This is a genomic window from Pseudonocardia sp. ZF1, assembly GCF_056835605.1.
In genome coordinates, this window is the sequence record NZ_JAJNBY010000001.1 from 4881440 (window position 1) to 4900942 (window position 19503).

Below are 19503 nucleotides of genomic sequence, written 5' to 3' on the forward strand. Positions count from 1 at the left end.
CCTCCCTGCTCAGCGCTTCTTGCCGGTACGACGCCGGCGGACGATCAACTTGTCGGACGGCTTGTTGCGGCGGGTACGGCCCTCGGGCGTACCGGCCGGGTTCACCGGGTGGCGGCCACCGGAGGTCTTGCCCTCACCACCACCGTGCGGGTGGTCCACCGGGTTCATGACGACACCACGGACGGTCGGGCGCTTGCCCTTCCACCGCATACGGCCGGCCTTACCCCAGTTGATGTTGGCGTGCTCCGAGTTGCCCACCTCGCCGACGGTGGCGCGGCAGCGCACGTCGACGTAGCGGATCTCGCCGGAGGGCATCCGCAGCTGCGCGTAGGGCCCGTCCTTGGCGACCAGCTGGACGCCGACACCGGCCGAGCGCGCGATCTTGGCGCCGCCACCGGGGCGGAGCTCGATCGCGTGCACCACGGTGCCCGTCGGGATGTTGCGCAGCGGCAGGTTGTTACCCACCTTGATGTCGGCCCGGGGACCGTTCTCGATCTTGTCGCCCTGCTTGAGCTTCGCCGGCGCGATGATGTAGCGCTTCTCGCCGTCGGCGTAGTGCAGCAGTGCGATCCGCGAGGTGCGGTTCGGGTCGTACTCGATGTGCGCGACCTTCGCCGGCACGCCGTCCTTGTCGTTACGACGGAAGTCGATCAGACGGTAGGCGCGCTTGTGTCCGCCACCCTGGTGACGGGTGGTGATCCGCCCGTGCGCGTTGCGGCCGCCCTTGTTGTGCAGCGGGCGCAGCAGCGACTTCTCGGGGGTGTCCCGGGTGATCTCGGCGAAGTCGGACACGCTCGAGCCACGACGGCCCGGGGTGGTCGGCTTGTACTTACGAATGGCCATGGGTCAGCTCGCTCCCTCAGCTCGCCGGGCCACCGAAGACGTCGATCGACTTGCTCTCCTCGGAGAGCGTGACGATCGCGCGCTTGGTGTCCTTGCGCTTGCCGTAGCCGGTGCGGGAGCGCTTGCGCTTGCCCGGGCGGTTCAGCGTGTTCACGCTGGTCACCTTGACCCCGAACACCTTCTCCACGGCGATCTTGATCTGGGTCTTGTTCGCGTCCGGTGCCACGACGAAGGTGTACTGGCGCTCGTCGAGCAGCCCGTAGCTCTTCTCCGAGACGACCGGCGCGAGCAGCACGTCCCGCGGGTCCGTGATCACTTGTCGGCCTCCTCAGCGCGGCGGCCGGCAGCCTTCGGCTTCGCGATCGGGCCGGCCAGGAACTCGTCCAGCGCCGCCTGCGTGAACAGCACGACGTCGTTGACGAGCACGTCGTGGGTGTTCAGCTGGTCGGGCGCGATCAGGTGGACCTGCGGCAGGTTGCGCAGGCTCAGCAGGGCGTTCTCCGCGGAACGCTCGACGACCGCGAGCACCCGGCGGGCGTCGGGCACGACGGCCTCGATCGCCTTGCGGGCGGCCTTGGTCGACGGCGCGTCGCCCTCGGAGAAGGCGGACACGACGTGCACGGCGCCGGCGCGGGCCCGGTCGGAGAGGGCGCCACGCAGGGCGGCGGCCTTCATCTTCTTCGGGGTCCGCTGCGAGTAGTCGCGGGGCGTCGGGCCGTGGACGATGCCACCACCGGCGAACTGCGGCGCGCGGATCGAGCCCTGACGGGCGCGACCGGTGCCCTTCTGCCGGTACGGCTTCTTGCCACCGCCGCGGACCTCGCCGCGACCCTTCACGTCGTGCGTGCCCTGACGCGCGGCGTTGAGCTGCGCGGTCACCACCTGGTGCATGAGGGCGATGTTCGCCGTCACGTCGAAGACGTGGTCCGGGAGCTCGACGCTGCCGGAGGCGGAACCCTCGGGGGTCTTGATCTGCACGGTGCTCACTTGCCATCACCCTTCGCGGGGGTCTTCACCACGACGAGGCCACCGCGCGGACCGGGGACGGCGCCCTTGACGAGCAGCAGCCCGCGCTCGGCGTCCACCCGGTGGACCTTCAGGTTCTGCGTGGTCTGGCGGTCGGAACCCATCCGGCCGGCCATGCGCACACCCTTGAACACGCGGCCCGGGGTGGCGCAGCCGCCGATGGAGCCCGGCGAACGGTGCTTGCGCTGCGTGCCGTGCGAGGCGCCCAGGCCCTTGAACCCGTGGCGCTTCATGACACCGGCGAAGCCCTTGCCCTTGGTCACGCCCACCACGTCGACCTCGGCCACCTCGGCGAACGCCTCGACGGTGACCTCCTGGCCGGTGGTGTACTCGGCGGCGTCGGAGGTGCGGAGCTCCAGGACGTGGCGACGGGGGGTGACGCCGGCCTTGGCGAAGTGACCGGACTCCGGCTTGTTCACCTTGCGCGGGTCGATGGCCCCGTAGGCCAGCTGGACGGCGGTGTAGCCGTCGGTCTCCTGCGAGCGCACCTGCGTCACGACGTTCGGCCCGAGCTGGACCACGGTGACCGGCACGATGCGGTTGTTCTCGTCGAACAACTGGGTCATCCCGAGCTTGGTGCCCAGGAGGCCGGTGACCTTCTTCGTCTGCTTGGTGGCAGTCGTCTTCTTGAATGCAGCAGTCATCGTCTCCACCCCGCCGTCACTGAATGTTGACGTCGACGCTCGCCGGCAGGTCGATGCGCATGAGCGCGTCGACCGTCTTGGGCGTCGGGTCGAGGATGTCGATGAGTCGCTTGTGCGTGCGCATCTCGAAGTGCTCGCGCGAGTCCTTGTACTTGTGCGGCGAGCGGATGACGCAGTACACGTTCTTCTCGGTAGGCAGCGGCACGGGGCCGACGACCCGGGCACCGGTACGCGTCACGGTCTCCACGATCTTGCGAGCAGACGCGTCGATTGCCTCGTGGTCATAGGCCTTGAGCCTGATGCGGATCTTCTGTCCCGCCATGGTCGTCGGTCGTCCTCTTCTTCCTGCCGCGGGGGTGTCGCGGTTCGGCCCCGTAAGAACTCGCGCCGTGCTGCCACCGGATGTCCGGCGGGCCGGCTGCGGCCCGTGCTCTGTTCAGGTCTCTGTCGGCCCGGAGTCGCGCGTCCAGTTCCCTGGAGCACTCGTCCTGCCGGGGCTCTCCGGTCCACGAGGTCGGGCGTGTCGCGCCCTGCCCGCATGGTTGTGCCCGGGTCACCGCGTCCCACCCCCATCTGGGGCGGGCATGTCGCTCGGAATCTCCCCGGTAACACGGCGGACCGCAGAACCGGGGCTGACAACGAACATGGCGCGTGGTGCGCGACCCCTGGACTACCGGAGACCGGGAACAGAGGCGGCGCTTCCACGCGCCATGCTCATCGTGCAACCCGTCAAGGATGACACACCGCTGTGCGGCACCCTCGACCGGGGGGTGGGTAACGGGGCCGCCCCGGGGGACGGCCCCGTCACATCACGCGTTGATCTTGGTGACCTGGCCGGCGCCCACGGTGCGGCCACCCTCACGGATGGCGAACTGCAGGCCCTCCTCCATGGCGATCGGCTGGATCAGCTGAACGCTCATGGTGGTGTTGTCACCCGGCATGACCATCTCGGTGCCCTGCGGGAGGGTCACGACGCCGGTCACGTCGGTCGTCCGGAAGTAGAACTGCGGACGGTAGTTGTTGAAGAACGGGGTGTGACGGCCGCCCTCGTCCTTGCCCAGGATGTACACCTGGCCCTCGAACTCGGTGTGCGGGGTGATCGAACCCGGCTTCACGACGACCTGGCCGCGCTCCACGTCCTCACGCTTGATACCGCGCAGGAGCAGACCCACGTTCTCGCCGGCGCGACCCTCGTCGAGGATCTTGCGGAACATCTCGACACCGGTGACGGTGGTCGAGGTCTTGTTCGGCCGGATGCCGACGATGTCGACGGTCTCGTTGACCTTGACGATGCCGCGCTCGATACGGCCGGTGACGACCGTGCCGCGACCGGTGATCGTGAAGACGTCCTCGACGGGCATGAGGAACGGCTTCTCGATGTCGCGCTCGGGCTCCGGGATGGCCTCGTCGACCGCGTCCATGAGCTCGACGATGGCCTCGGCCCACTTGTCGTCGCCCTCGAGCGCCTTCAGCGCCGAGACGCGCACGATCGGGAGGTCGTCGCCCGGGTAGTCCTGAGCCGACAGCAGCTCGCGGACCTCCATCTCGACGAGCTCCATGATCTCCTCGTCGTCGACCATGTCCGCCTTGTTCAGGGCGACGACGATGTACGGCACGCCGACCTGACGCGCGAGCAGCACGTGCTCACGGGTCTGGGGCATCGGGCCGTCGGTCGCGGCGACCACCAGGATCGCGCCGTCCATCTGGGCGGCACCGGTGATCATGTTCTTCACGTAGTCGGCGTGCCCGGGGCAGTCGACGTGCGCGTAGTGCCGCTTCTCGGTCTGGTACTCGACGTGCGCGATCGAGATGGTGATACCGCGCTGGCGCTCTTCCGGCGCCTTGTCGATCATGTCGAACGCCGAAGCCTCGTTGAGGTTCGGGAACTTGTCGTGCAGAACCTTGGTGATGGCCGCCGTCAGCGTGGTCTTGCCGTGGTCGATGTGACCGATGGTGCCGATGTTGACGTGCGGCTTGGTCCGCTCGAACTTCGCCTTCGCCACTGCTGGGTCCTCCTGGACTCGTGTCTTCGTCTCCGCCGTGCTGACGGCAGGTCTGTTAGGGGTGGTGGGGTGCGGGCCGCGGACCTTACCGATCCGCGGCTCGCACCCTCCGGGCAGGTCGGGCACTCCGGCCCGCCCCGGGGAGCCCTTACTCGCCCGTGGCCTTCGCGATGATCTCCTTCGCCACGTTCGCCGGAACCTCGGCGTAGGAGTCGAAGACCATCGTGTAGTTCGCCCGGCCCTGGGTCCGCGACCGCAGGTCGCCGACGTAGCCGAACATCTCGGACAGCGGCACGGTCGCCTTCACGACACGGGCACCGGCCCGCTCCTCCATGGCCTGGATCTGGCCGCGGCGGGAGTTCAGGTCACCGATGACGTCGCCCATGTAGTCCTCGGGCGTCATCACCTCGACGGCCATCATCGGCTCGAGGATGGCGGGGCTCGCCTTGCGGGCCGCCTCCTTGAACGCCATGGAACCGGCGACCTTGAAGGCCATCTCCGAGGAGTCGACCTCGTGGTACTGACCGTCCAGCAGGGTGAGCTTCACGCCGACCACGGGGTAGCCGGCCTGGATGCCGTACTGCATGGCGTCCTGGGCACCGGCGTCGACCGACGGGATGTACTCCCGCGGGACACGGCCACCGGTGACCTTGTTCTCGAACTCGTACAGCGCACCGTCGCCGCTGGTGAGCGGCTCGAGCTTGATGATGACGCGGGCGAACTGGCCCGAACCACCGGTCTGCTTCTTGTGCGTGTACTCGAACTTCTCGACGGCCTTCTTGATGGTCTCCCGGTAGGCGACCTGCGGCTTGCCGATGTTCGCCTCGACCTTGAAGTCGGACTTCATCCGGTTGACCAGCACCTCGAGGTGCAGCTCGCCCATGCCGGCGATGATGGTCTGGCCGGTCTCGTCGTCCAGGGAGACCTGGAACGTCGGGTCCTCCTCGGCGAGCTTCTGGATCGCCAGGGAGAGCTTCTCCTGGTCCGCCTTCGACTTGGGCTCGACGGCGACCTGGATGACCGGGTCCGGGAAGGTCATCGACTCGAGGACGATCGGGTTCTGCGGGTCGCAGAGCGTGTCGCCCGTGGTCGTGTCCTTCAGACCGATGACCGCGTAGATGTGGCCGGCCACGGCCTCGTCGACCGGGTTCTCCTTGTTGGAGTGCATCTGGAACAGCTTCCCGATGCGCTCCTTCCGGTCCTTGGTCGAGTTGATGACCTGGGCGCCCGCGGCGACCTGACCCGAGTAGACCCGGATGTAGGTCAGCTTGCCGAAGAACGGGTGCGCGGCGATCTTGAAGGCCAGCGCCGAGAACGGCTCGTCCTTCGACGGCTTCCGGCTCGCCGGCGTCTCGCCGTCGGTGAGGAAGCCCTCGACCGGCGGCACGTCGTACGGCGACGGCAGGTAGTCGATGACCGCGTCCAGCATCGGCTGGACGCCCTTGTTCTTGAACGCCGAGCCGCACAGGACCGGGTACGCGGCGCGGTCGGTGACCAGCTTGCGCACGCCGTTCTTGATCTGCTCGACGCTCAGCTCCTCGCCGCCGAGGTAGAGCTCCATGAGCTCGTCGTCGGTCTCGGCGACGGCCTCGACCAGCGCGGTCCGGTACTCCTCGACCTTGTCCTGCAGGTCGGCGGGAATCTCCTCGACCGTGTAGTCCTCGCCCTTGGCCACCTCGCCGCGCCAGGTGAGGGCACGCATCTCGACCAGGTCGACGACACCGATGAAGTCGTTCTCGGAGCCGATCGGGATCTGCAGCGGCAGCGGGGTCGCGTTCAGCCGGTCCTTGATGGTCCGGATGGTGAAGTAGAAGTCCGCGCCCAGCTTGTCCATCTTGTTGACGAAGCAGATGCGGGGGACGTCGTACTTGGTGGCCTGCCGCCAGACCTGCTCGGACTGCGGCTCGACCCCCTCCTTGCCGTCGAAGACCGCGACCGCGCCGTCGAGCACCCGCAGCGACCGCTCCACCTCGACGGTGAAGTCGACGTGCCCGGGGGTGTCGATGATGTTGATCTGGTGGTTCTTCCAGAAGCAGGTCGTCGCGGCGGACGTGATCGTGATTCCGCGCTTCTGCTCCTCCTCCATCCAGTCCATCGTGGCGCCGCCGTCGTGGACCTCACCGATCTTGTAGTTGATTCCGGTGTAGAACAGGATCCGCTCGGTGGTGGTCGTCTTACCGGCGTCGATGTGGGCCATGATGCCGATGTTGCGGACCTTCGTGAGGTCCGTCAGCACGTCCTGTGCTGCCACTGCTCAGCTCTCCCTCGATCGCGAGTTGGCGCCCGACGGTCGGCCGGTCACCAGCGGTAGTGGGCGAAGGCGCGGTTCGACTCCGCCATCTTGTGCATGTCCTCGCGCCGCTTCACGCTGGCACCGAGACCGTTGCTCGCGTCGAGCAGCTCGTTCATGAGGCGTTCGACCATGGTCTTCTCGCGGCGCTGCCCGGAGTAGGTGACCAGCCAGCGCAGACCCAGCGTGGTCTGGCGGACGGCCCGGACCTCGACTGGGACCTGGTAAGTCGCGCCACCGACCCGGCGGCTGCGCACCTCCAGGGCCGGCTTCACGTTGTCCAGCGCACGCTTGAGCGTGACGACCGGGTCGGTTCCGGTCTTGTCCTTGGTGCCCTCGAGCGCGGCGTAGACGATCCGCTCGGCAAGCGAGCGCTTACCGTCCTTCAGGACCTTGTTGATGAGCTGAGTCACCAGCGGCGACCCGTACACCGGGTCCGAGACGAGTGGGCGCTTCGGCGCCGGTCCCTTGCGCGGCATCAGCTCTTCTTCTCCTTCTTCGCGCCGTACTTGCTGCGGCTCTGCTTCCGGTTCTTGACCGCCTGCGTATCGAGTGCGCCACGGAGGATGCGGTACCGCACACCCGGCAGGTCACGCGGGCCGCCACCCTTCACCAGGACGATGGAGTGCTCCTGCAGGTTGTGACCCTCGCCGGGGATGTAGGCGGTGACCTCCATGCCACTGCTCAGCCTCACTCGGGCGACCTTGCGCAGTGCCGAGTTCGGCTTGCGCGGTGTCACCGTGTAGACGCGGGTGCACACCCCACGACGCTGCGGGCTCCCCGCGAGCGCCTTCATCTTGACCTTGTTGGGCTTGTCCTGGCGGCCCTTGCGGACCAGCTGCGAGATCGTGGGCATGTACCGACTACTTCTTCCCGTCGACGTGGCTCGACTTGCTCATGGTGCTGCCGTGGCTTTCCGTGCTGGCATCGTGCCCGGGCGCCGGCCGCAACCGTCGCGCCGGATCCCGAGGTCGGGCGTGTGGTTACCGGCGTCACGAAACGTGTGTCCACGATCTCCGCCGGAGACGTCCACCGCCCGCGGTACCCGCCCTTCGCGGCGTCGACGTGGACGTCGTGGAAGACCCGGGTTGCGGGCAAGCAGAGTGGCCCGACCGGGACCGAGCGCGAGATACAAGCGTACCCGGCCCGTTCGACGAGGGTCAAAACGGGTCGGGGTGACTCCGCGATGGAGATCTCAAGCATGTACCGCGGATCGCCCCCGGACAAGGCGACTCGCCCGTTCGTCGCACGTCGTTCACCGCTCGACGCGCGTCACGGGCACGACGGCGGCGCCGTTCGACCCGGCGCCGTCGGACCTCCACCCGGTGATCATCCGGCCGGACTGTGGTGGAGTGCGTCCGTCATCGCGCGGGTGCCGCGCCCGACCGAGGAGACTCCGACCGTGACCGGTGGCCCCGACCTGATCCCCGACGCGTTCGCCGAGACGGTCCGGGTCCGCCACGGCGCCCGGGGGGATCGCTGGCTGCGCGCGCTGCCGGGACGACTGGACCGACTACTGGAGCACTGGGGGCTCCGACCGGTGGGACCGGTGCGTCACGGGCAGTGCGGCGTGGTGGTGCCGACCGAGTCCGACGGTGTCGCGTCCGCGCTCAAGGTGTCCTGGATCGACGAGAGGACACGGTGGGAGCCGGTCGCACTGCGGACGTGGGACGGGCGCGGGGCGGCACGCCTGCTCCGGCACGCGCCCGTGGACGGGGCGATGCTCATGGAACGCCTCGACGGCGACCGCTCGCTCGAGCTCCTCCCCGAGGACGAGGCGGTGCCGGTCGCCGCGGCGCTGCTGCGCCGTCTCGCCGTGCCCGCCCCGGAGGGCGTACCGACCCTGGCCGGCCTGGCCCGGGAGTGGACACACGACCTCCCGGCCCGATGGGCCCGCCTGCCCGCTCCCCCGCCGGCCCGGATCCGGGACGCGGCGGTGGAGGCCTGCCGGTCGCTCGGACCGCACGCGCGGACGGACCTCGTCGACCACGACCTGCACTACGCCAACGTCCTGGCGGGACGCCGCGAGCCCTGGCTGGCCATCGACCCCAAGGTCGTGTCCGGCGACGTCGAGTTCGGCGCGTGCCCGCTGCTGTGGAACCGCCTCGATCCCGGATCGCCGGGCGCGGGCGCCCTGCTGCGTCGGCGGCTGGACGTCCTGGTCGACACGGCGGACCTGGACCCGGAGCTCACGCGGGCGTGGTCGCTCGTGCGCGCCCTCGACTTCTGGCTGTGGCAGGCGGAGGCGGGCGCGGACACCCGGGCCGCGGAGATGGTCGCCACCTTCCTGTCGGGTCCCGTTCACACGTAGTAGCACTGCAATTCATTGCGAGAAAGCTATAAGATGCATGTGACTCGTCTCACATTGAACCTGCGACGATCGCGTATACGGTCAATCGTGAGTCGGGGGAAATTGAGTACCAGAGCGAGCGGTGTCGCTCACCCAAGGCACCATCGTGCCCGTCGTCGGAGCACGACGAATTCCTCCCGTCCGACAGACGACCCTCGCCGCACCCCGGTCACGACCGGGGCATCGAAGGGAGACCAGCTGGTGGCCGTCCTCGGACTGTCAGGGTTATTCGCTACCGAACGTGACGATTACGATCCAGCGACGTTTCACGGATTCTTCCACGACGCGGCGGCGTGTCTCGTGCAGAACGGCCGGACATTGGCCGCGATCGAAGAAGAACGCCTCAATCGGGACAAACACACCAACCGCTTCCCGGGCCGCGCAGCCGTCGCATGCCTGGCCGCCGCGGGCGTGTCCGCCGCCGAGGTCACGGACGTGGCGTACTTCTTCGACGAAGACTTCACCGATCGCGACCTGGGCAGAGTCGCGTACGACGACCCGGCCATGCCGCTGCCGGCGGCCCGCGACGTTCTGCTGTCCCGGCTGCGCGAGGCGCTCGGGGACGTGACCCCGCGGGTGACATTCGTCGACCATCACCTCGCGCACGCCGCTTCGACGTTCTACGAGTCCGGCTTCGACGACGCCCTTGTGGTGATTGCCGACGGTAACGGCGAACGGGCCGGAATGAGCGTGTACCGCGGCGGCCCGGACGGGCTCGTACCGCTGCGGTCGTACCCGCGAAGAGACTCGATCGGACATTTCTACACCGCTGTCACAAAGGCATTGGGTTACCGTCAGTTCGATGAGTACAAAGTCATGGGACTCGCGTCGTTCGGCTCTCCGGAAAAGTTCGCGGGCAACTTCTCAGGAATCTACGAACTCCGTCCCGGCGGAAATTATCGGCTTCATCATGAAAAGATTCCGGACCTACTGCACGACGCGGGAGTCTGGCCGCGTCGACGCACCGAGGAACTGACCGGGACCCACCGTGATCTGGCCTCGTCGGCGCAGGAGGTGACCGAGCGGATCGGTCTGCACGTGATCTCGTACTGGTTACGCGGCACCGGCCTGCGCAACCTCTGCCTGGCCGGGGGCGTCGCGCAGAACACGTCCCTGAACGGCCGCGTCCTCGCCTGCGGCGAGGCGGACCGGGTCTTCGTACCCCCCGCCGCGCACGACGCAGGCGCTGCACTCGGCGCCGCGATCGTCGTCGACCGGTCCCGTGCTGGCGCGCCGCGGACGACGCGCTACAGCACGGACGCCTACCTCGGCAGGCACCTGGGCGACGACGACGCTATCGCCGGGCGGCTGCGGGACTGGGCCGGATTCGTGGAGTGGGAGCGAGTCGATGACCCGGAACGGGTGGTCGCCGCCGAGCTCGCCGCCGGGGCCGTGGTCGGGTGGGCGGACGGGCGCTCGGAGTTTGGTCCGCGCGCGCTCGGTGCGCGCAGCATCCTGGCCGACCCGCGGCCCGCGGCGAACCGCGAGCGGGTCAACAAGCTGATCAAGAAGCGCGAGGACTACCGGCCGTTCGCGCCGATCGTGCGCGCCGAGGCGGCGGACCGCTTCTTCGACCTCTCCGGCGCCGGTGCCGACCACTCGTACATGGGCTTCGTCGTCCCGGTCTGGCCGGGCGCGGGCCTCGACGCGGTGACGCACGTGGACGGCACGGCCCGGGTGCAGACGCTGCGGGAGGAACAGAACCCGCGCGTGTACCGGCTGCTCGGCGAGTTCGAGGAGCTCGCGGGCGTCCCGGTGCTGCTCAACACGTCGTTCAACAACCAGGCCGAGCCGATCGTGGACTCGGTGGACGACGCGGTGGCGACCTTCCTGACCACCGGTCTGTCCCTGCTCGTCCTGGGCGGTCACGTGGTGACCCGCCGCGACGGCGGGGACGACGCGCTGGCCGCGTCCCGCATCGAGCTCCTGCCGTTCTGCCGGCTGGTGACGACCACCGACCGGCACTCCGAGCAGCACGGGGTCGTCCGCACCGCGACGCCGACCCGGGTCCATCCGGTGTCCGCGGCCGTCGCCCGCCTCCTGCGCGGCGACGGCGTGATCGACCGGGCGGGCGCGGACGGGCCCGACCGCGACGAGCTGATCCGCGACGTCAGCCGGCTCTGGGACGACCGCCTCGTGCGCGTCGTGCCCCGCTCCGACGAGGGAGAGTCATGACCAGTCCCGTTCTGCCGACCCCGACGACCGACCAGGCCGAGGCCGTCTCCGACCTGCGCGAACACGGCTACTGCGTGCTCGCCGACGTCCTGGACGTCGACACCGTGGCGCGGCTGCGCCACGCCGTCGACCTGATCGCCCACCGCGAGCGCGGCGAGGGCACCAGCTGGAACTCCAGCGGCAACCAGAAGTGTTTCAATCTCGTCAATCACGGCCTCGAGTTCCTGCAGCTCGCCGAGCACCCGACGGCGCTCACTTTCGCCGCCGAGCAGCTCGGCCCGCACCCGTTGCTGTCCAGCCTGACCGCCAACGTCACCCGGCCGAGCAACGTTCAGCAGGGCCTGCACGCCGACCAGCAGTACGTCCCGCCGCCGTGGTCGCACGTGTCGTCGATGAACGTCGTGTGGGCGCTCGACGACTTCACCGAGGACAACGGCGCGACCGTCGTCGTGCCCGGCAGCCACCGGGAGGGCCGCCCGCCGCAGCCGGACGCCGGTCCGCTGGTCTCGATCACCGGCCCGGCCGGCAGCGCCGTCGTCCTGGACGGTCGGGTCTGGCACGCCAGCGGGGTCAACCGCACCGCCGACGAGGCGCGCACCGCCATCCTGGCCCACTACTGCGCGCCGTGGATCCGGCAGCAGGAGAACGTGTTCCGCTCGCTGGACCCGTCCGTGCGCGCACGTCTCACGCCGGGCCAGCGCGCCCTGCTCGGCTACGACGTCTGGTCCGGGCTCGGCGTCGTCGGCGGTCCGCCGCGGGAGTGGATCGGCCGCTCCGAGCGCACCGGCCCGACGAACGCCGACGGCCTGTTCGACGAGACGGACCGGGATGGCTGAGGCCCCGCGCGTCCTCCGTTCGGACACGTCGCCCGGCGCCGCCGCCGGGACCGTCGTCTACCTCACGAACCAGTCGCCGTACCCGCCCTACAGCGGGGGCCAAATGCGGGAGTGGCAGTTCCTGCGCCGGCTCGGGCGGCGCTGGGACGTGCACCTGGTCGCGGTCACGCCGCACCTGGAGCGGGACACCGCGGCCGCCGCCGAGGTCCTGTCGGTGTGCCGCAGCGTGAGCCTGGTCCCCGCGGTGCCGCGGCCGGAGCCGTCGGCGGATCTGCCGTCGCGGATGACCGACCACTGGTCGCCGGACGCCGCGGCCGTCGTCGCCGAACGGGTGTCCGAGGAGCGTGCCGACCTCGTGCACGTCGAGGGCTACTTCCTGATGCAGCACGTGGACCCCGACGGAGGCACCCCGGTGCTGCTCGTCGAGGAGAACATCGAGTACCTGATCGACGCCCGGCGCGACGAGCTGCTGGGCCCGTCCGGCCCGGACTGGACCCGCACCCGGGACCTGGAGCAGCAGGCGTGGCGGCGGGCCACCCGGTGCGGCACGGTCAGCGCCGACGACCTCGCCGTCATCCGCGACGACGTCCCCGGCGTGCTGGCGGGCCACCTGCCGAACGGCTGCGACCACATCGGCCCCGCCCCGGACCCGGCGGACACCTCCCTGATCGACCCCCGGCAGGTCCTGTTCGTGGGCAGCGCCGGATGGGGCCCCAGCCGCGACGCCGCCCACCTGCTCGTGACCGAGATCTGGCCGCTGGTGCGCGCGCGGGTGCCGGACGGCGAGCTCGTCCTCGCCGGAGCGGGCATGGACGCCCGCGAGCTCGGGCTGCCGGACGACGACCCGTCGGTCCGGATGATCGGCACGCAGCCCGACCTCGGCCCGGTGTTCGCCGCCGCGGGCGTGTTCGTCTGTCCGGTCCGCTACGGCGGCGGGGTCAAGGCCAAGATCCTGGAGAGCCTGCACGCGGGCTGCGCCGTGGTCAGCAGCCGGTCCGGGCTGCAGGGCCTGTCCCCGGCGCAGCGACGGTCGATCGTCCCCGCCGACGGGGCGGCCGAGACCGCCGACGCGATCACCCGCCTGCTCCTCGACCACGACCTCGCCGCCCGGACCCGGGCGGCCTCGCTGAGCGCGGCGCGCTCGCTGACCACGTGGGACGAGGCCGAGCGGCTGATGGACCGCGCCTGGTCCCGGACGGCCGCGATGAGCCGCCTGCGCTGCTCCATCGAGGCCTGAGTTCCCACGGCCCACGCCACGCAACGACGAGAGGATCTCCATGTTCGACTCCGACACCGCCGTGCCCGTCAGCTCGCACAACGAGTGGGACCCGCTGGAGGAGGTCATCGTCGGGACGGCCCGCGGGGCCGCGCGGCTGGCCTACGAGCCGGCCCTGTCCGCCTACTACTCCCCGTCCGAGCGTGACTTCCCGGGCGAGCCCTACCCGGCCGAGGACGTGGAGCGCGCCGAGCGCCAGCTCGACGGGTTCGCCGCGGCGCTCGAGCGGGAGGGCGTCGTCGTCCGGCGGCCGGACCCGATCGACCAGACCGCGGGCCTCACGACGCCGGAGTGGGCGGTCGACAACGGTCACGCCCAGACCTGCCCCCGGGACACCCACCTCGTGGTCGGCGACCGCGTGATCGAGGTGCCGATGGCCCAGCGCGGACGCTTCCTGGAGTACCGCTCCTGCCGCACGCTGGTCACCGAGTACTTCCGGGCGGGCGCCCGCTGGGTCGCCGCGCCGCGCCCGCAGCTCGACGCGCGCGCCTACGTCGCCGACTACACGACCGACGACGAGCCCTACGACTTCACGACGCATCCGGCGCTGACCGAGTTCGAGCCGCTGTTCGACGCGGCGTCGTTCACCCGCTGCGGCCGCGACCTGTTCTGCCAGCCGGACATGGTCACCAACCAGATGGGCATCGACTGGCTTTCCGGCTACCTGGGCGACGAGTACCGGATCCACACCGTCGAGTTCCACGACCGCCACCCGCAGCACATCGACACCACCCTCGTGCCGCTGCGCCCGGGGCTGGCCCTGACGAACCCGGAACGGCCGTTCAAGAACGACATGGCGAAGTTCTTCGACGCCAACGACTGGCAGCTGGTGGACGCCGTCCCGTCGGTGCGCACGGGCGAGCCCACGACCCGCGACGTCAGCAACTGGATCTCCACGAACATCCTGATGCTGAACCCGGAGACGGTGGTCGTGGAGACCGCCGAGGAGCCGCTGAAGGAGCTGATGCGTTCGTTCGGCATCGGTGTCATCGAGGTCGAGTTCGACGCCGTGTTCCAGTTCGGCGGCAGCTTCCACTGCTGCTCGCTGGACATCCGCCGAACCGGCCCGCTGCAGAGCTACTTCGGCTGACCGATGCGATCCACCGTTTCGGTCCCGACGTCCGGGCCGCACCCGGCCGACGCGGGCGTGCTGGCCAAGCCCCACCTGCTGGGCGGCTCCGGCGGTCCCGACGACACGGCCCCGTCCTGGGTGTCGGGCGCCCGCGGGGCCCACGTCGACGACGAGCACGGACGGCGTCACCTGGACCTGCTGCTCGGCTTCGGGTCCGTGGTGCTCGGTCACGCCGACCCGGTCGTCACCGAGGCCGTCGTCGACGCCGTCCGGCGGGGCGTGTCCCCGTCCCTGCGCTCGACGACCGAGCGTGACCTGGCCGAGCTGCTGACCCGGACGGTGCCGAACGCGGAGTCCGCGTTGCTGCTGCGGACGGGGTCGGACGCGACGGCCGCGGCGGTGCGCGTCGCGCGGGCGTACACCCGCCGCGACCGTGTCCTGCGCTGGGGCTACCAGGGCTGGCACGACTGGTGCGCCCCGCGCGGGGCGGGCGTCCCGCGGGCCTACCGGGAGCTGACGACGACGCTGCCCTTCGACGATGTCGAGGCGCTGCGGGCGGCGTTCGCCGAGCACGGCCCGGACGTCGCCGCCGTCGTCGTGATGCCGGGCGACGAGGAGTACCTGGGCCGCGACTACCTGCTGGAGTGCCGCAGGCTGGCCGACCGGCACGGCAGCCTGTTCGTGCTCGACGAGGTCCGGACCGGGTTCCGCCTCGCGCTCGGCGGAGCCCAGGAGTACTACGGCGTCGACGCCGACCTGGTGGCGCTGAGCAAGGCGATGGCCAACGGCCACCCGATCTCCGCGCTGACCGGGCGCCGGGAGGTCATGGCCACCGTCGCCGACGTGTCGGTGTCGTCGGTGTACTTCCGGTCCACCGACGGGATGGCCGCAGCGATCGCGACGATCGAGGTGCTGCGCGACACCGACGCGCTGGACCGGGTGTGGGCCCGCGGCCGCCGCCTGCTCGACGGCATGGCGGCAGCCGCCGAGCGGACCGGCGCCCCGGTCCGGCCGGTCGGTCTGCCCCCGACACCGTTCCACCGCTTCCGGCTGCACGGCGCGGAGCGCGAGCGGGCGGAGCAGACGTTCAGCGAGCTCGCATGGTCCAGGGGTGTGCTGCTGCACCGCGGCCACCACTGGTTCACCTGTGCCGCGCTGACCGACGACGACGTCGACCACGCGCTGCGCGTCATCGAGGACGGGTACCGCGCGGTGGTCGCGACCGGAGGTGCCCCGTGATCCTGGTGACCAGCGACGACGGCATGGACTCGCCCGGGCTGACCGCTCTGGCGCGCGCGGTCACCGGGGCCGGTCTGGCGCACGTCGTCGCCGGCAACGACCGCGGCTGGACGTCGGCCGGGACGTCGCTGGGCGTCCCGGACGGTGCGCAGTCCGTCGTCCGCACCGGCGACCGCGCGTACCTGTTCCGGGGTGCGCCGCCCGCGCTCATGGTGACCGCGGCTTGCGACGGGCTGCTCGGGGCGGCGCCGGACGCCGTCGTCGTCGGGGTGAACCACGGACCGAACGTGGGCCGCACGGCCCTGCACTCCGGCACGGTCGGCGCGGCGCTGACCGCGCTCGCGTTCGGCCTGCCCGCCGTCGCCGTGAGCTGCGACGACGTGTATTCCACCGGCGGCGACGAGGACGGGGAGATGCACCTCGACCACGCCGCGGTACTGGCGGTGGAACTGCTCGCGCCGCTGCTCGGCGGGCCCGCCCGCGCGCTGAACCTGAACGTACCGAACCTGCCTGCGGAGGACGTCGGCCGTCCGCGCCCGGCCCGTCCGGCCCGGACATTCCCGACCGTGACCGCCGGCCCGGACGGCCGGCTCGCCGCCGGGGTGCGGGTCACCGGGCCGGACCCGGACGGCGAGGACGACGTCACCCTGCTGCGCGCCGGCCACCCGACGTCGACCGAGCTGCGCCCGCTGTTCGACGGCGTCGGCGTCCACCCGCCCGCGGCCCGGCCGATCCCGACGCCGCCGCGCGACACGAGCGACCGAGAGGCAATCTGACATGACCACCGCCACGGACCCCACCACGTCCGGCGTGCCCCGCTGGATCGCCGGCCTGAACCACGGCGCGCACGACGCGTCCTGCGCCCTGCTGGAGAACGGCCGGCTCGTCACCACCGTCGAGCAGGAACGGCTGTCCCGGCGCAAGCGGGCCGTCGACGAGTCCCCGGCCCTCGCGCTGCGGCACTGCATCGACGAGGCAGGCATCTCACTGTCCGACGTGGACGTCGTCGCGCTCGGATCGGATCACGACGCGCTGGCCGGCTGGCTCGGCCTGGACGCTTCCGCCCGCGCCGAGGTCCTCCCGTTCGACGACCCGGAGCGCCTGTTCCCGGTCGAGCTGTTCGGCGGGGCGCGTCCCGGTTCGGTGCGGCCGGTGCCGCACCACCTCGCGCACGCCGCCAGCGCGTACTGGCCCAGCTCGTTCGACGAGGCGGCCGTGCTCGTGCTGGACGCGATGGGCGAGGACACCGCCACCTCGATCGGCGTCGCCGACGGGAACCGGATCGAGCTGCTCGAGACGTTCCCGGTCGAGACGTCGCTGGGTTTCTTCTACGAGGCCGCGTCGGAGTTCGCCGGGCTCGGGCGCAACGAGGCAGGCAAGCTGATGGGCCTCGCGTCCTACGGCCGTCCCGCGTACGACACCGGTCTCGCGTTCCGCGACGGCGCGATCGTGTGGGAAGGCGTCGGAGCCGCGACCGCCACCGGCCGAGCCGGTATCGAGGAGCGGCACGCCGCCGTGCTGGAGCGCTTCGCCCGCACCTGCTACCCGTACACGGTCCGCCGCGGCGAGTCGGTGATGGCGTACGCGGACTTCGCCGCGTCCGTGCAGGCCGACCTCGAGCGGGTGGTGCTGGAGCTGGCGCGGCGGGCCGTGCGCCTGACCGGGTCCGGGCGGCTCGCCGTCGCCGGCGGCGTCGGCCTCAACTGCACCGCGAACGGCAGATTGTCCCGCAGCGGCCTGTTCGACGAGGTCTACGTGCAGCCGATGGCGCACGACGCGGGCGTCGCGCTCGGCGCGGCGCTCGTCGCCGCGTCGGGCGACGGCGCGACCCCGCCGCGGGCCGCCATGTCGCACGCCTACTGGGGCCCGGACCTGGACCCGGCCGACACCGCGGACGCGTTCGCCGCGGCCGGACTGCCCGCCGAGGAGCTGAACTACGAGTCCCTGCTCCCCCGGGTCGCCGGCATCATCGCCGACGGCGGCGTCGTCGCGTGGGGGCAGGGCCGCGCCGAGGTCGGGCCGCGGGCGCTCGGCGCCCGCAGCATGCTGGCCGACCCGCGGGACCGGGAGAGCCTGTACCGGCTCAACATGGCCAAGAGCCGGGAGATGTGGCGCCCGCTCGCGCCGAGCGTCCCGGTCGAGCGGTTCGACGAGTTCTTCACCGGCGCCCCGAACGCGTTCATGATCGTCGCCGCGCGAGTGCGGGACGCCGCGCGGAGCCGGATCCCGGCCGTCGTGCACGTGGACGGCTCCGCGCGCCCGCAGGCCGTCGACCGCGCCCACAACGCGCCCTACCACGGCCTGCTGACCGCGTTCGACCGGCAGGCAGGCGTTCCGGTGCTGGTCAACACGTCGCTCAACGTCGCCGACGAGCCGATCGCCAGCTCCGCCACGGACATCATCGGGACGTTCCAGAAGAGCGGCGCCGACGCCGTCGTCGTCGGGCGGCACTTGGCGGTGCGGCGATGACCGCCACCCAGGTGCGTGGCACCGCGTTCCGCGCGGGTCTCGACGACGAACAGTGGTTCCTGGACGCGGCCGCCGACGGCAGGCCGACGCTGGCTACGACGGCCTGGTGGGAGCTGCCCGCCGGTACCGACCCGGCCCGCCTGGAGGCGGCCGTCCGGGCCATCGTGGCCCGGCACGAGGTGCTCGACTCGCGGGTACGGGTGGACGACGGCGGGGTCTGGTTCGCCCCGGACGGCTCCGGGCCGGAGATCGTGCGCTCGACGGCGCGGAGCGGCCGGCTGGACGAGCCGATCGACCCGTTCCGGGACCCGCTCGTCCGCGCAGCGGTCCTGCCGGGGCCGGCCGGCGTCGGGTTCGGGCTGCAGGTGAGCCACGCCGTGCTCGACGACTGGACGTGGGACCTGGTGCTCGCCGGGATCGACGACGCGTACCGCGGGCCCGACGGTGACCGGCCCGCGGACGTGTCCGCGCCGCAGCTGCGCGACTGGGTCGCGTGGCAGCGCGCGGCCGGCGACGACGACGTGGTCCGGTCCGGCTGGCGGGCGCTGCTCGACGCGGCCGGGGCGCCGCCGCCCGCCCGTCCCGGGACGACCCGGCGCGGGCGGGTCGAGTGGCGCGGCGGGCCGGACGCGTGGCGGTCGCTCTGCCGCGGCGCGGCGCGGTTTCGCACCACGCCCGCCGGTCTCGTCGCCGCCGTGTTCGGCGCGGCTCTGACCGAGACGTCCGGGCGGCCCCGCGCGCTGCGGGTGCCGTACCTCAACCGCGACGTCCCGGAGGCGTTCGACGTCGTCGGGAATCTCGGTTGTCAGATGCTGCTCCCGGTGCCGCACGCGCCGGGCGCGCCGCTGGCAGCGGCCGTCGAGTCGGTCCGCCGGCGCACGGCCGAGGCCGCCGGGCTCGCCCCGGTGTCGCTGCACAGCGCCCTGCGCGGGCCCGGTGCCGGCACCGACCTCGCAGCCGGCGTCGACGAGGCCGACCTGCACTGCTGGGCACCGTTCGTGACCGTCCACCCGCCCCTGTCCGACGACGACGAGGACGGCCTGCTGGCCGGCACCGCCGCGGTGTCGGTGCACTCCCCGCCGGACGTCGAGCTCGACGGCTGCGAGGTCGCCATCGACGCCCGGGCCGACGGCCTCGAGGTCGTCGTCACCTGGCGGGGTCTTCCCGACCCCGACGTCGCCGCCGTCCGCGACGCCGCCGCCGCACTCGTCGCCGAGCTCGGGCGCCTGCCCCTGCACGACGACCCGAACCACACCACCCACCCGAGGGAGAGCTGAATC

At 71.3% G+C, this 19503-nt stretch carries 18 protein-coding genes; 9 read left to right on the forward strand and 9 right to left on the reverse strand.

Annotated features, from left to right (window positions below):
- Positions 1-9: 9 nt before the first annotated feature.
- From rplB to rpsL, 9 genes are all read right to left on the reverse strand, one after another.
- Positions 10-843, reverse strand: a complete 834-nt coding sequence (gene rplB / locus ZF1_RS23475) for a 50S ribosomal protein L2 (RefSeq protein ID WP_073576468.1) — start codon at positions 841-843, stop codon at positions 10-12.
- Positions 844-859: 16 nt separating this feature from the next.
- A complete protein-coding gene (gene rplW, locus ZF1_RS23480; protein WP_062397845.1) occupies positions 860-1159 on the reverse strand; it encodes a 50S ribosomal protein L23 in 300 nt (99 codons plus the stop codon).
- Positions 1156-1830, reverse strand: a complete 675-nt coding sequence (rplD, locus tag ZF1_RS23485) for a 50S ribosomal protein L4 (protein ID WP_073576470.1) — start codon at positions 1828-1830, stop codon at positions 1156-1158. Before rplD ends, rplW begins: the two co-directional genes overlap by 4 nt.
- Positions 1827-2513: a 50S ribosomal protein L3 gene (gene rplC, locus ZF1_RS23490; protein ID WP_051050086.1), complete on the reverse strand. Its 687-nt coding sequence runs from the start codon at positions 2511-2513 to the stop codon at positions 1827-1829. The genes rplD and rplC overlap by 4 nt, the downstream gene beginning before the upstream one ends.
- Before the next feature lie 16 nt (positions 2514-2529).
- On the reverse strand, positions 2530-2835 hold the full coding sequence (gene rpsJ, locus ZF1_RS23495; protein ID WP_003938093.1) for a 30S ribosomal protein S10: 306 nt from the start codon (positions 2833-2835) through the stop codon (positions 2530-2532).
- Positions 2836-3322: 487 nt separating this feature from the next.
- Entirely contained in the window at positions 3323-4516 is a 1194-nt protein-coding gene (gene tuf, locus ZF1_RS23500; RefSeq protein WP_062397848.1) for an elongation factor Tu, read from the reverse strand.
- Between the two features lie 148 nt (positions 4517-4664).
- Positions 4665-6767, reverse strand: coding sequence for an elongation factor G (gene fusA, locus ZF1_RS23505; RefSeq protein ID WP_482638358.1), 2103 nt, complete (start codon positions 6765-6767; stop codon positions 4665-4667).
- A gap of 47 nt (positions 6768-6814) precedes the next feature.
- Entirely contained in the window at positions 6815-7285 is a 471-nt protein-coding gene (gene rpsG / locus ZF1_RS23510; protein WP_482638359.1) for a 30S ribosomal protein S7, read from the reverse strand.
- Positions 7285-7662, reverse strand: coding sequence for a 30S ribosomal protein S12 (rpsL, locus tag ZF1_RS23515; RefSeq protein ID WP_482638360.1), 378 nt, complete (start codon positions 7660-7662; stop codon positions 7285-7287). Before rpsL ends, rpsG begins: the two co-directional genes overlap by 1 nt.
- A 546-nt stretch (positions 7663-8208) precedes the next feature.
- Here rpsL and ZF1_RS23520 point away from each other — a divergent pair.
- The 9 genes from ZF1_RS23520 to ZF1_RS23560 all read left to right on the forward strand — a co-directional run bounded on the left by ZF1_RS23520 (position 8209) and on the right by ZF1_RS23560 (position 19500).
- Entirely contained in the window at positions 8209-9117 is a 909-nt protein-coding gene (locus ZF1_RS23520; RefSeq protein ID WP_482638361.1) for an aminoglycoside phosphotransferase family protein, read from the forward strand.
- Positions 9118-9357: 240 nt separating this feature from the next.
- Positions 9358-11331 (forward strand): carbamoyltransferase family protein, encoded by a 1974-nt coding sequence (locus ZF1_RS23525; protein ID WP_482638362.1) that lies wholly within the window; start codon positions 9358-9360, stop codon positions 11329-11331.
- Complete coding sequence (locus ZF1_RS23530; RefSeq protein WP_482638363.1) at positions 11328-12167, forward strand: phytanoyl-CoA dioxygenase family protein; 840 nt, start codon at positions 11328-11330, stop codon at positions 12165-12167. The genes ZF1_RS23525 and ZF1_RS23530 overlap by 4 nt, the downstream gene beginning before the upstream one ends.
- Entirely contained in the window at positions 12160-13404 is a 1245-nt protein-coding gene (locus ZF1_RS23535) for a glycosyltransferase family 4 protein (RefSeq protein WP_482638364.1), read from the forward strand. The genes ZF1_RS23530 and ZF1_RS23535 overlap by 8 nt, the downstream gene beginning before the upstream one ends.
- Positions 13405-13444: 40 nt before the next feature.
- A complete protein-coding gene (locus tag ZF1_RS23540; RefSeq protein WP_482638365.1) occupies positions 13445-14533 on the forward strand; it encodes an amidinotransferase in 1089 nt (362 codons plus the stop codon).
- A 3-nt stretch (positions 14534-14536) separates the two neighbouring features.
- Positions 14537-15754: an aminotransferase class III-fold pyridoxal phosphate-dependent enzyme gene (locus tag ZF1_RS23545; protein ID WP_482638366.1), complete on the forward strand. Its 1218-nt coding sequence runs from the start codon at positions 14537-14539 to the stop codon at positions 15752-15754.
- Positions 15751-16530, forward strand: coding sequence for a 5'/3'-nucleotidase SurE (surE, locus tag ZF1_RS23550; protein WP_482638367.1), 780 nt, complete (start codon positions 15751-15753; stop codon positions 16528-16530). The genes ZF1_RS23545 and surE overlap by 4 nt, the downstream gene beginning before the upstream one ends.
- A 1-nt stretch (position 16531) precedes the next feature.
- Positions 16532-18223 carry a carbamoyltransferase family protein gene (locus tag ZF1_RS23555; RefSeq protein ID WP_482638368.1) on the forward strand — a complete coding sequence of 564 codons (1692 nt, stop codon included), beginning with the start codon at positions 16532-16534 and terminating at the stop codon, positions 18221-18223.
- On the forward strand, positions 18220-19500 hold the full coding sequence (locus tag ZF1_RS23560) for a condensation domain-containing protein (protein WP_482638369.1): 1281 nt from the start codon (positions 18220-18222) through the stop codon (positions 19498-19500). The genes ZF1_RS23555 and ZF1_RS23560 overlap by 4 nt, the downstream gene beginning before the upstream one ends.
- Positions 19501-19503: the final 3 nt, after the last annotated feature.